Genomic DNA, 12,272 nt, shown 5'->3' with positions numbered 1-12,272 from the left:
ATTGAACCATAAGCTGTCATTTACAAAAAAGAAACCGTAGCACCTTAAGAAAAGGTAAAACTACGGTCATTTATAATAAGCTTTTAAAATATATCTGCCTATTCGGCAGGGTGTTGTCTGTTACTGATGCTCACTTCCAGAGCTTTTCTCAACTGCCTATGCGGCAGGTAACAATCTATCTCCATGAGCAGTCTGATGATTACTGGCGATTTGCAGTGGCTCGACTTTATGCAATTGGCTGGGTAGCCGATGTGCAATTTTCCAACATCTGTCATTGCAAATAATTTGTAAGTCAGTTCTGAGAATACTCGCTGACTTTTTGGTGGAGAGGTTGAGGTGTTAGCCAGCCCTTTGATGCTGATTTCACATATTCTTGAGCAAAGTTGATTGGGGTTTCAACTTCTTCAATATCGCTTTTAGGCGATGATTGTAAAAAACGAGTATTGTTTTTTCCTTTCCTATAAGAACAGATAGTGTTGTCATTGTAGAGGCGCCGGAAATTAGATTAATAAAGAGTATGTTAATTTTTTATTACAAATTTATTCAAGTTTGTCCGGATATAATATAAGTATATTTGATTAACATTTAATCCAATTAACAAAGCGCTGCGCCCAGGGCGCAATCTCTTCCGGAGGCAATAATCCAGAGTGTTTTGATTTTGGGTGTGGGATACCTGAAAATCCACTCTTCGTTAACCACTGTTCGAATAAGGCGGTTGGCCAACCTAATGACTTTTTCATAACTCCAAGCTTTATGTTCTCGATATTATCCATCGCCCAACCTTCCTTGGCGGTTTTGAGCATCATTGTGGACAGTTTAGCTGCACCATCTGAAGTGTCGACTTCAAGCAATGTGATTTGTTGACCACTGTAAATTAGTTCAACAATCGCGAGACAGCGCGGATTCTGAGAGTCAGCTAGCCAATGTTTCTTTCCATCACCAAGTTTGGGGAGTTTTACTGTTGTCTTGTTTCTTATTGAAAAACCATGAGCAGATTGAAGGACTTCAACCATGTTTAGAAATGATTGAAACTTACTGAGGTAAAGGTGTGCATCGTCGGTTTGATCGTCCAGGTTATTCCATACCCCGCCGGCCAAGTTGCCGGTTACCTCTTTTTCATTAGCACTTAACTCTTTATCCAGTATTTCTTTTTCGCCCTCGCCAGTAATGTTTTTTACTGGCTTTGTTTTTTGATTAACCCTGTTGGTAATAAATGGGTCTTTAAACTTAATGGCAACCCTGTCGGACAGCAGATTCACAGTTGCTTTATCTGTGTCTGATAATTCATCATCATCCAGCTCGTATTCATCAGGAGCCTGACCTCGGCCAACATCGCCTTTGATCGATTTACCGCCCACGCTACGCTCATACTTTGGGTGAACTATGTCAACTTCACCAGTAACGCTTGAAGCCAAACCACTTACACTTCTAATTTCCCAAACCAAGAAGCTTTTAGACTCAAAATCTTGCCAGCCTGTCACTTCAAGCTCTACCACGTTTAATGGAGGCGGAGAGAACTGAAAATTCCAGAAATCATAATTTCCACGGCGATAATGCTGGGTTAGCAAATTAATGCTTATGCTTTCAAAGGACTGGCGAGCATGCTTATCCATCAAAACCCAGCTAAGAAAACGTCTATTGTCGTCTCGGTTGAAGTAATGCAAAGGGTATTCAGTACCGTCTCGGACATATATTGTCGGGTTGCGCGTCTTTAACTCAACATAGAAATCTTCAGCCAATGCATTATGTTGAAGACTTAATCGTGCCATATATGGATCGTGATAAAAGAGTACGCGCGCCATTTCCAACTGTGGGATATAAATCTTTTGTTTTGATTCTTCTGATACGAAGCAATATTGGTTGCCATCTTGTCCTTTCGGTGCTTTTTTGAAAGCAAGGCAGTCATTCAACTTTGCAACCTGCCAGTTCTGCGCATCTGAAATTGTGAATTTGAACACTTTTCCACTGTTATTGTGTTGTTGAGTGGGGTTCAATATTCTTCGCCTGGCCAATATAGGTACAGCACTGAAGTTGAGACTATTTGCTTGTTTTCCTGAAAGGTATAGGTTTATGGACCACAATTTTCGATCAATGCCGCGAAATAATGAATCAATGCCGGTAATTTTGGAGTCATCTTCAATATGCTTATATATCGCGCCACGTATCATTTTCTAAAATCTCATCTAATAATTTTTTAACTATATTTGTTATTCGTTCATCACTTAAGCCCGCTTCTCGAAGAAGTGACCATGCTTTAACTGGCTGCTTGCTTTTGATTGTTGAAATCAATACTCGCACCAAACGTCTGGCCTGATACTCATCAACACTTTCTGAGTAGTTTTCCAATAAAGTTCGGGTTCGTGGCAAGCGGTATAAGTTCTTCTCGATGGTTGCTTTATTGGATAACTGTTGAAGTAAATAACTCTTGCTCATTCTTGGTATGGATAAATCTTCATCGAGCTTTTGAAATACCTTCATCAATTCTTTTGCCGCTTTACGATCTCTGCTTGCCCTATCTACCCTTTTATTTGTGTTTGTAGTGATAGCGTGGTTTTGAGCGTTTACTTGCATTAGCCAGAGATAATGATTTCTATATAACCTGGCATACAGTGCAGGCCGGAGTGCCCTTGCTGCCTTTGGTGTATTGTCATTTAATAAAATGAGCCATGTTTTCTGATCCTGGTGAATTGCTTCAGGCTGTTCATGAGGTATTTCTTTGTGGGAGCATCGTTTAACGGGGTAACTCAACGCCAGTTCAATAGCCCTTTCAATATTTAGTTCGGTAAAGGAGATTGCATCAATAACTGTGAGGTGCTCGGCAAAACTAAATGATTTTCTGTGTTTTTGGAAAATGCTTCTTAGCCAGGAAGTTTCCTTATTGGAAGGGGCAAGCCCATTAAGCGTAAGCCAATCCTTATTCCAGTAATGTTGGAAATGACTAGTTATTTTTTGATGTTCAACCCTCTTTCCGGTCTGAAAACCGTAATCAACAGCTAGCTGTTTGTAAAATAACGACCATTGTTCATAGCTGGGGTAATCATTCCTTTCGATATCAAAGAGCTGATAAGCAAGCCTTGAAAACCGCAGATCCGCATCTATTTCACAGAATTGATTAACTTGGCTGGCTTCAGATATTGGCATAAAAGCGTGGCGATGGCTTCCATTCAGCTTGATGTCGGTTTCTATTAACGGTCCATGTTTGGGGCAGTACTTAACCAAAGGCACATGCCATCGCCTGTCCCAAAACCCTTCTCCATGAGCCAGCTCTTGTTCATGGACACACCCTGGGCACATCAGTAATATTTTTTTGGCTTGAACTCTAGAGGCTGCAATACCTGTAGCTAAATGAGCAGCACCTTGTGAATCTTCTCGCATCCAACCAGCTATGGCAATTCTGCGGTCGCGAGGAATAAAAGGCGCATAAATGGGCCATAGTGTGTGCATTTCAATAAGTTTATTAGCGTCTAAACCTAACGCTTTTGGATATTGGTTGGCTATGTCTTGAATATGGCTGGGCAGATCAATAGTGGCAATTACTTTTCTGTTTGCAAATATAGAATCGAGAAGCTGCTTTGGGGAGGTTTCTCCATCATGTACTCCGGCTCGCGCAATAGTGCTGTAGAGTAACTCATTTGAGTACGGAGTAGGAAAACCAAGCACTAAAACCCCGCAACCCAATATTCTAAGTTAAACAATAAACTGCGTTGCTCTAAGCTATCGTGCAAATCGGTATTCTCAGCCTCACAGTAATCAAATACAAAACGTAAGTCTTCACAGTCTAAGCTGTGCCAGTCTTTACGCTTCATCGTTTTCGGGGAAGAGTACTTTTTACTTTTAGTCTCCCGCTGTTGCTCGTTATACCAAGTGATCAATATGGGTAGCATCTCAGCAAAGTTCTGCTGGGGGCTTTCCTTAAAAATGCGCTTAATGAGAGCTGTTAATATATCTTTGTCATATTTTTCATCAAGCTGAAGCATCAAGTTGAAAAGCCTCAAAGCTTCGTTATTGCCACCAAAGAGGTTTTCTTCCTCTTTATGTGCTGATGACATAATCTGACTGCCGAGTTCCAGAATTTTCTTATCAATATCTGTTACTCGTAAATCCGAATATTTTTTAATCCTGTCTGCATCACCGGATCGAAGTGCATTAAGCATTGGATGTACCGGCTTTAACTCTTGTTCATAAACCGACTTCATTATCCCAACAGTTATCCTTTCTTTTTTATTTGCTATGGCTCTTAACTGTGCAAGAACAAACAACTTCATAACGATATCAAGCACGCCTTGAGATAAGTCGTACCAACAGTCACGAATGTCATCGGTCAATGGATTATCACCATGTTTCAACCACTGATACTTCCATAAGTCGTTGGTAAAATTTATCCAGTTTGAGTTGTCAGTTTGGCCTTTACCTTTTTTATAAATCAGCTGCGGAATAGTTTCCCAATATATTGAACCAAAACCTGCGCTTCGCCGCCCTGATTGGAGTTCAAGCTCAAAGATAGGTCGAGCTTTTGGTGTACCCACCAAAACAACAGGAATGCCCACTTGGTTTACCAGTTCAACGAAAAACTCCAGCATTTGCTCCTTACCGCCAGAACGTACCTGGCTGAGCCGTTGTATCTCATCGATAACTAGCACCCCTATTGCCCGGTTATTTGCCGTTTGGCGCATCAACGCCAGCATTTTGGGAACCGAAAGGCGTTGCTTTGCATACCGTCTTTCGTAATCAGTATCTAAAATACCATCAACAGCACTGAAAAAATTTAGACATAAACTCTCTAAATCACCATTGTTTGGGCATTCAATTTTTAAGTATGTGATTTGAATAAAGTTACTCGACTCGTGGTAAATAACCTGAGGGTAAGTATTCAGTATTCTGTCTAATGAAGTGCTTTTTCCGCTACCAGATATTCCAATTAACGACATACTTCTCGCCGTTGTTTTCTCCGTCGCAAAGTTTACCGGGTGATAGCCATCTGCTTTTATCAGTTCATAGCCTTCCTGCAGCTTTTTATTAAGTGAGCCATCGCATAAATTGCGACCAACATACCCCCTACGTATCATCATACCGATCCGCTCTTCCAGGAGAACATGCTGTGACAGCGGCTGAAAATAATCATCCAGTAATGAAACGACCATGTGCATTCTTGCCTTAGCATCAGCCAGTCGGTCAGAAGGCTTATATATGATCTCGCCTTTCAGGCTTGAGCCGGCCTGCTTGACAGACAAAATGGGGGGCAGAGCCTCAATGAATGGGTTGCTGTCGTATTGTCTGATGCCTGTTTCTTGGTATACAGCTTTTACATAGTGTTTTGGTAATTGCATCAATCATCCCCACCATTAAACAACTCATCCTCAAAATCCGGATATTCATTATCGTCATCTTGACTATTAAGGGGTATCACCTGAGATGGTGACTTGTTAGACTCTTTTGTCGTTGGTCGTCTCTTTTGTCGCTCCTTCTCAAGTTGTTCGGAACGTGCTTTGCCAACATTTGCCATACGCTCTGTATTGGTCGCAGAAGGTGATGGTGTAGATTTAATCGCTGAAGATATAATTTCCTCGACCCGTTTTTCGTGCAATGCACGGGTTCTATCTGAATTAAGCTGGAGCTGACTTTCAGATTTTTTCTGTATGTCTTGTTTGCGCCAAACTTCCCAGAATGAGCTATTTCGATATTCACGAGACAAGTCAGTTAACCTACAGAGCCAATGTTCACGAGAGTCTGACTTGTGAAATAGGTAAATTTCGTTGGCAAAGTTTGGATCGTAAGCGACGGTTACTTTTTTAGGCCGGTTAGACTTGTCTGCTCTATGCATCCACCCTGCGGCAAGGACTTCTGGTGAAGAGTAGTAAAGTCCAAATAAGCAAACACCATTTTCAGAAACAGTTGCTTTTTCAGTTGGTAGCAAAGCGATATGTAAACTTTCTGAGTCTGCTTTTCTGAGGCGTCCGGTTCGATGCTGTAACCCCCAATTCCACAAGTGGGCAGGGATTAATGGTAAATCAGCAGGCATATCCTGGCTTTTGTCGTACTTAGTAAGTGGATCTACAAAATTACGTATAATTATTGAAGACGTAATGATCTCGGTAAATTCTGAAATGGTTAGTTTTCCATCCAACCAATAGTTTTTCCCACCTCTTTTTTTAACTGTAGGGCCTGTAACCACTCCTGGGGCAAATGGCTTAAATTCTGCCTGAAGTGTCCTAAAGTTTCTCTCTACAACCCCTTTAGCGTCACCGCGAAACGGTGGGGTGTTTTCTATTCGCACAAAAAAACTCTTCTCAAGACCCTCAATTTGGTGCCCAAGAAGCTCACCTCTGTCTGCTAGTAATGCTTCTGGTAAACCGGGTTGAGGCCAAGCAATAAAGTCCGTTCCACTATCCAAATGGTTCAAGTATTCATTTTTATCGGTCATGGCCAGGTGAAGAGCTTGAATAGCGGCGACATAGGAAGGATTTTCAAAACCGATGTACCAGCCGACTATAAAGCGAGAGAATACGTCAACGACCACATATAAGATTGGCCTACCGACAGGCTGATTGCGGTCGTGATCAGACACTAAAATAATATCAGCTATGGTCGCATCAATTTCATAACGAGAACCGGGACCCAGTGCCTGCATTGTTGCCGTACTCTCAAGAGGCCTGATGTCCTTGCGATAATCTGCAGTAGAGTTTGTCGCAATTAACTTTTCTGCGTGACTGTACTCTCGCTCAAAAAAATACCCTAGTTGTCGTTTTGTCGGCTTTTCTGACTCTGGAGTTCCAGGAAAATATTCGTCGTAAAGAAGCTTTAGGCGCCTATGTGCAAAGGCGACGGAAAACTCCGCTTCTTTTAAAAGGTATTTATCAATAACTATCCTAAATAGCTTTTCAGTTAACTCATCAACGATAGCCCCTATACCTGGTTTATGGACTCTCGGCCGCCCTAGTTTTTTCCCCTTAGCAACGCGCTTTTTACCTTTACCACCTGAGTTTCGATAATCTGGTAATAAGGCATTTGGCGTTTGACCTCTCTGCCAGTATTGGCGTACTTTTTTATACAGATAGGGCTTTGATATGTTTCCTTCAAGCAGAATTTCTTTTATATGCTTTGCTCGAACCTTGGGCAAGTAAAACAGGGGATCGGTAACCAAAGGTTTTATAATTTTAAAGTACTTGTCTCTGGTTAAAGCTTCACTGGAGTCCGCTGTTGGCGATAAATTTAGCAAATAATAATAAGGATCCTCTGAGCGAATTAATTTCTCATCTAGCACTAATTTTTCAAGTTCAATTAACCCTATTACTCCAGGGAATGCTTTCTTATCTTCAACCGCTATCCAGACTATTTGCTCTCCACTGACTAACAGAATTCGATAAAGTGTCCTATCAAGGCTGATGACTTCATTAACCTGAAACATTAAGCACCTCAACAACTGAGTCCACAGATTCCGAGTATAAATCACAGCACCTCAAGTCCGTATAAGGAATTGTAATATCGAAGTGGAAGTAACGTTTTGCCAGCATCCTTCTGAGTTGGTATAAGCTTTCACCTAGAGGAAGTGAATAAGCCGTATCTAGCTGCTTACATAGGTCAATAATTTTTAAGTTACCATGTTCCTGCAGCCATTTTGAATGCTGTTCAAAATTTCGGCATTCATCCTCAATGTAAGTTACGTCTTGTTGCAAAGTATAAAGCCAGTCAATGTTATTAAAGACGACGCGAGGAATTTGTTTTTCTGTTACGAGAAACCAGGGGATATCCTTTTCTAACCAGTAGCGCCTCTCTACTTCGAGCTTCTCTATCACTCTCTTGCTAGCAAGTTTTGAAACCGGTTTTACCTGAATAGCAAAAACCGGATTTTCTTTTTCTTTGGCACTGACTACAAAGTCACTACTCAAGTATTGGACTGCGCCAGAGTGTGAAGGATGAGAGATTCCGGATGAACGGCATATTTGTTTGGTGACTTCTGGATCTAAAGGAAATTGCTCACGTATATCTTCAGTTGATTGACGCCATTGAAGAAGTAAAAAAGTTGCTAGTTCGAGATCAGATAAAAGGTGGTGGGTGCGTTTCGTCAAGTGTCCAAATATACGATGAGACCGGCCTTCAGATGCAACATCTCGAACGGTGAGCCAGGGCTTATAATTTTTACCACTTCCTTGACCTCGTCCTTCCTTTATCCAACGAGCGTTCTTAGCTTCAGAGTTCCAATATTGCTTTTTACCCATACAGAAAAGCCATCTTTGCTAACTTAATTACAAGATAGCTCAGATGGCTTCAGTTAACAACATTATTGTATTGTTAACTACTTTATTGTTGGATTAGCAACTTTATTGTAAACCCACAATAAGAGTTATTGATTATCAGATACTTACTCTACGGTAACCGACTTAGCTAAGTTACGTGGTTGGTCAACATCAGTACCTTTGATAATAGCTACATAATATGACAATAACTGTAATGGTAATGTGTAAACAATTGGCGCGATTAAGTCATCACAGTGTGGAACATTGATAACCTTCATTGTTTCATCACTTTCAAATTTCGCATCGTTATCAGCAAATACATACATTAAACCGCCACGAGCACGCACTTCTTCAACATTCGATTTAAGCTTCTCAATCAAGTCATTTTTTGGTGCTACAACGATAACTGGCATTTCAGCATCAATTAACGCTAATGGGCCGTGCTTAAGTTCACCAGCAGCATAAGCTTCTGCGTGAATGTATGAAATTTCTTTAAGTTTTAATGCACCTTCCATTGCGATCGGGTATTGATCACCGCGACCCAAGAACAATGAATGGTTTTTATCAGCAAAGTCTTCTGCTAAGTCTTCGATAGAATCCGCTAACGCTAATACTTCTTCAACTTTATTTGGCAGCGTCACAAGTGCACTCGACATTGCTTTTTGATCTTCAACACTCATGCCGTGATGTTTACCAAGTGCCAATGTCATCATCATTAAGCCAACTAACTGCGTAGTAAATGCTTTTGTCGAAGCAACACCAATTTCTGCGCCAGCTTTCGTCATAAACGCTAAATCTGACTCACGTACTAAGCTTGAACCCGGTACGTTACAAATCGTAAGACTTGAGCGGTAACCTAGCTCTTTTGCTAAGCGAAGTGCTGCCAATGTATCTGCCGTCTCACCCGATTGAGAAATTGTCACAATCATCGCATTCTTTGGCACGTGAGATTTACGGTATCTGAACTCACTCGCAATTTCGATGTTACAAGATACGCCAGCATGTGCTTCTAACCAGTAACGCGCCACCATGCCTGAGTGGTATGACGTACCACAAGCAATAATTTGAACATGTTCGATTTCTTTGAAAATTTCATCAGCGCCAGCGCCGAATGTTTGCGTATCAAGCAAACCAGCATCAAAACGGTTTTCTAACGTATTTCGGATAGCTGTTGGTTGCTCGTAAATTTCTTTCAACATGTAATGGCGGTATTCACCCTTGTCGCCAGCATCATGACTAACTTCAGATTCTTTCGCTTCGCGAACAACTGGCTGACCTTCACTATCAAAAATATTCACCTCAAAACGCGTTACTTCTGCAACATCACCTTCTTCAAGGAAGCAGAATTTACGAGTTACCGGTAATAACGCCATCATGTCAGAGGCAATAAAGTTTTCACCAACACCGAAACCAATAACCAATGGGCTACCTGAACGAGCTACGACAACTCGGTCTTTATCATTGGTATCCATGATTGTTGTACCGTAAGCACCTTCTAGTTGCTTAACAGTGCTCTGTACAGCTGATAATAATGTGTCATGGCTTTTTAATTCATGGTGAACTAAATGTGCAATAACTTCTGTATCAGTTTCAGAAGTGAAAACGTAACCTAAGCCTTGAAGTTGAGCACGAAGCTCTTCATGGTTTTCGATAATACCGTTATGAACAACCGCGATGTTGTCTGAAGAAATATGTGGGTGAGCATTCGCTTCACTTGGTACACCATGTGTTGCCCAACGCGTGTGAGCAATACCAGTACCGCCAGCCAATGGCGTTTCAGCTAAAGCGTCTGCTAATTCTTGTACTTTACCAAGACGACGTGCACGATTTAATTGATTGTCATTATCAATAATTGCAACACCTGCACTATCATAACCACGGTATTCTAAACGTTTTAAACCTTCTACTAAGATATCCGCTACATCACGCTGTGCTACTGCACCAACAATGCCACACATACTATTATCCTTTTTAATATTTTATTTGTTGAGTGGGGCGATAACTACATTCACACCACACTCGATTAACTGTTTCTTTACCGACTCATTTAATAACTCATCAGTAATTAACGTATCTACCTGTTGCCAAGTTAACTCTAAATTAGGTATTTTTCGACCAATTTTTTCCGACTCAACAACAACAATAACTTCTCTGGCCACTTCCGCCATTACTCGACTCAAGCCAATCAACTCATTAAAGGTCGTTGTACCTCGTTCAACATCAATGCCATCGGCACCAATAAATAGCTGATCAAAGTCATATGAACGCAACACCTGTTCTGCTATTTGCCCCTGGAACGACTCTGATGTTGGGTCCCAAGTGCCACCGGTCATCAAAATAGTTGGCTCACTCTCCAATTCATGAAGTCTACCAGCAATTTTCATTGAGTTAGTCATAACAACCAAGCCACGCTTTTCAGCAAGGTATTCAATGATGGTTGAGGTTGTTCTGCCACTATCAATCACAACACGGTAATGATCTTTTATTAAGCTTGCGGCCGCTTTTGCAATAGCCTGCTTTTGAACCGAAACTTTTGACTCTTTCGCTTCAGTTATTTCATTAGGCAAGGGCACAGCACCACCATAACGACGTAATAGCAGACCACTTTTTTCTAATGCCGCGAGATCTTTTCTGATTGTAACTTCCGAAATATCAAAACGCTTAGCTAACGCTTCAACACTTACTTCACCGACAGAGTTCACTTCAGTGATAATAATATGACGACGTTGTTGAGTGTTTCGTTTTGACATTATTTCTTTCGTTAAGTTTCAGTTCGAAACTTATTATAGTGATAAAATTAATTTGGTCAACATTTACACCATTTTTGTGGCTATTGCGATACACTGAGTAAAAAGCATTATTAAAAAAGTTTATGAAGTTTCGCTTATTAATTCTTGTTATTTTTACACTTACTGCATGCAAATCAACGCCTAATCTATCATCGATAAAGAGTGCGCAAGAACTTGTTAAACAAATAGAGTCTGATGATAAAGATGTCATTGCGATAGCTGATCGTGTGGTAAAAACGAAAAATTTAGCCCAACAAGATATCCAAAATATTTCACTGCTTATTGAAGAGTTAAAAAGGCATATAGAAAAGGTCTGGGGGAAAAAGAACACGCAGCTTCCAGGAAATAAACGTTACGTAAAGTACACTAACGATTATAAAGCCAGAGCTATTATCGATTTTATAACCGGAACCGTGACGGTTGAAACACTGTTAGAAAATAATAAATCTCGTGCATTAGATAACCTGAATCAAGCCATCATCATCACATTATTAACGCCCGATGATCCGCGGAAAAATGATATTTTCAGTAGTAAAGCACCTGAACTAAAAGGGACGCCGTTCCTGTATGGTCAAGTATTAGACCAAGATAAGAAGCCAATACAATACCAATGGCGTGCAGGAAGGTTCGCTGATTACTTAACAAATAATGAACTAGCGCAAGTACGCATTGATAAACACGACTTGCTTCAGGTACGTTTTAACTTAGTTGAAACTCATCAGCATTTGCGTAAAGAAAAATACAGTGAGTTTGTACTCGCCTCAGCTAAGCGCTATCAAATAAAGCCAGATTTAATTTATGGCATTATCGAAACAGAAAGTAATTTTAACCCTTATGCGGTAAGCCACGCAAATGCTTATGGTTTAATGCAAGTCGTTCCAAGTACTGCAGGCGCAGATGTTTACCAAAAAATTAAAAACAAACCAGGTAAACCAAGTAAGCAGCAGCTATTTGATCCTGCGTTTAATATTGATATGGGTACAGCCTACTTACACATACTGCAAAATAATTACCTTAAAGCAGTCAATAACAATACCAGCCAACATTACGCGATGATTTCAGCCTACAATGGTGGAACAGGTAACGTACTTAAAAGCTTTCATCGCGATAGAAAAACAGCCGTTAAAATCATCAATGAACATCAACCTCAAAACGTCTATTACGTACTGACAAGAAAACATCCAAAAGCAGAATCACGCCGTTATTTAGAAAAAGTCACAAAGGCAGAAAAGAAGTATCAGTAAAAAAG

At 40.7% G+C, this 12,272-nt stretch carries 8 protein-coding genes; 1 reads left to right on the top strand and 7 read right to left on the bottom strand.

All coding sequences use genetic code 11. The features are described 5' to 3' along the window. Positions 1-578 precede the first annotated feature (578 nt). The 7 genes from QQK05_RS11640 to QQK05_RS11610 all read right to left on the bottom strand — a co-directional run bounded on the left by QQK05_RS11640 (position 579) and on the right by QQK05_RS11610 (position 10,984). On the bottom strand, positions 579-2,168 hold the full coding sequence (locus tag QQK05_RS11640; RefSeq protein ID WP_284298769.1) for a Tn7-like element transposition protein TnsE: 1,590 nt from the start codon (positions 2,166-2,168) through the stop codon (positions 579-581). After that, positions 2,146-3,660, bottom strand: a complete 1,515-nt coding sequence (locus QQK05_RS11635) for a TnsD family Tn7-like transposition protein (protein WP_284298767.1) — start codon at positions 3,658-3,660, stop codon at positions 2,146-2,148. The genes QQK05_RS11640 and QQK05_RS11635 overlap by 23 nt, the downstream gene beginning before the upstream one ends. After that, the gene (locus tag QQK05_RS11630; RefSeq protein ID WP_284298765.1) at positions 3,660-5,327 is read right to left on the bottom strand and encodes an AAA family ATPase; all 1,668 of its coding nucleotides are present in this window, start codon (positions 5,325-5,327) and stop codon (positions 3,660-3,662) included. The genes QQK05_RS11635 and QQK05_RS11630 overlap by 1 nt, the downstream gene beginning before the upstream one ends. Beyond that, positions 5,327-7,405 carry a transposase family protein gene (locus tag QQK05_RS11625; protein WP_284298763.1) on the bottom strand — a complete coding sequence of 693 codons (2,079 nt, stop codon included), beginning with the start codon at positions 7,403-7,405 and terminating at the stop codon, positions 5,327-5,329. Before QQK05_RS11625 ends, QQK05_RS11630 begins: the two co-directional genes overlap by 1 nt. Next, positions 7,392-8,216 carry a TnsA endonuclease C-terminal domain-containing protein gene (locus QQK05_RS11620; RefSeq protein WP_284298762.1) on the bottom strand — a complete coding sequence of 275 codons (825 nt, stop codon included), beginning with the start codon at positions 8,214-8,216 and terminating at the stop codon, positions 7,392-7,394. The genes QQK05_RS11625 and QQK05_RS11620 overlap by 14 nt, the downstream gene beginning before the upstream one ends. 143 nt (positions 8,217-8,359) lie before the next feature. Then, entirely contained in the window at positions 8,360-10,192 is a 1,833-nt protein-coding gene (gene glmS, locus QQK05_RS11615) for a glutamine--fructose-6-phosphate transaminase (isomerizing) (RefSeq protein ID WP_284298760.1), read from the bottom strand. Positions 10,193-10,213: 21 nt separating this feature from the next. Beyond that, a complete protein-coding gene (locus tag QQK05_RS11610; protein WP_284298758.1) occupies positions 10,214-10,984 on the bottom strand; it encodes a DeoR/GlpR family DNA-binding transcription regulator in 771 nt (256 codons plus the stop codon). Between the two features lie 122 nt (positions 10,985-11,106). Between QQK05_RS11610 and QQK05_RS11605 the strand changes: the two genes are divergently transcribed. Further along, entirely contained in the window at positions 11,107-12,267 is a 1,161-nt protein-coding gene (locus QQK05_RS11605) for a murein transglycosylase domain-containing protein (protein WP_284298755.1), read from the top strand. Positions 12,268-12,272: the final 5 nt, after the last annotated feature.

This window comes from Thalassotalea loyana, from assembly GCF_030161435.1.
Classification (GTDB): domain Bacteria; phylum Pseudomonadota; class Gammaproteobacteria; order Enterobacterales; family Alteromonadaceae; genus Thalassotalea_G; species Thalassotalea_G loyana.
The sequence above is the reverse complement of the archived record's forward strand: the minus strand, read 5'-3'. Positions and strand labels throughout refer to the sequence as shown.

Coding starts and splice junctions, on each gene's coding strand:
- QQK05_RS11640 (WP_284298769.1), bottom strand. CDS start 2,168: ATGATACGTGGCGCGATATATAAGCATATTGAAGATGACTCCAAAATT.
- QQK05_RS11630 (WP_284298765.1), bottom strand. CDS start 5,327: ATGCAATTACCAAAACACTATGTAAAAGCTGTATACCAAGAAACAGGC.
- QQK05_RS11625 (WP_284298763.1), bottom strand. CDS start 7,405: ATGTTTCAGGTTAATGAAGTCATCAGCCTTGATAGGACACTTTATCGA.
- QQK05_RS11620 (WP_284298762.1), bottom strand. CDS start 8,216: ATGGGTAAAAAGCAATATTGGAACTCTGAAGCTAAGAACGCTCGTTGG.
- glmS (WP_284298760.1), bottom strand. CDS start 10,192: ATGTGTGGCATTGTTGGTGCAGTAGCACAGCGTGATGTAGCGGATATC.
- QQK05_RS11610 (WP_284298758.1), bottom strand. CDS start 10,984: ATGTCAAAACGAAACACTCAACAACGTCGTCATATTATTATCACTGAA.
- QQK05_RS11605 (WP_284298755.1), top strand. CDS start 11,107: ATGAAGTTTCGCTTATTAATTCTTGTTATTTTTACACTTACTGCATGC.